This window comes from Spiroplasma sp. hy2, assembly GCF_044714365.1.
GTDB lineage: Bacteria > Bacillota_I > Bacilli_A > Mycoplasmatales > Mycoplasmataceae > Spiroplasma > Spiroplasma phoeniceum.
Genome location: NZ_RXFZ02000355.1, coordinates 1 through 550, shown reverse-complemented (window position 1 = coordinate 550; position 550 = coordinate 1). Strand labels below are relative to the sequence as shown.

General features: G+C 22.8%; 1 protein-coding gene. It reads left to right on the top strand.

Annotation, left to right across the window (positions count from 1 at the left end; genetic code table 4):
- Positions 1–443, top strand: a 443-nt coding sequence (locus EHV01_RS06480; RefSeq protein WP_422066743.1) for a hypothetical protein, incomplete at its 5' end; no start/stop codon positions are given.
- Positions 444–550 lie beyond the last annotated feature (107 nt).

The following is a 550-nucleotide window of genomic DNA, read 5'->3' as shown; positions in this document are numbered from 1 at the left end:
WTAATGATTATCCAATTCAATCAAATTCAGCAGGTATTTATTTATCAGTTAATGAAATTGTAAGTGGCGATATTTATTTACATATTAATGCAGGTATTATTGATAATCAAAATATTAATGATAAAAAAATATTAATTAAAGGTAACTTTAAAATTGATATTAGTAAAATTAATAAATTAGATAAACCAACTATTCACCTTTCAGACCCAACACAAACAACAGCAGAACAATTAAAACCACAATTTAAAGATGTTGTTTTAAAAGCGGTAAAAGCAGTAAATAGTTCTTTAACTGAAAGTGATTTCGATTACTTTATTGAAAGTAAAGGTGAAGATTGACCAATTAATATTACAAATGATAAAACTGTTGAAGTTCAAATTGAAGGTAAAAACAATGCTACCGGTCAAACAAACCCTATTGATGTAGTAATTAAAAATTCATAGTATATAAAAAATAGGAATTAACCTATTTTTTTATTTTTTATATTATTTATTGGGTGTTTAATTACATTAATACCTTTTTTAAGTTCTTTATAAAGATTAATTGTTTT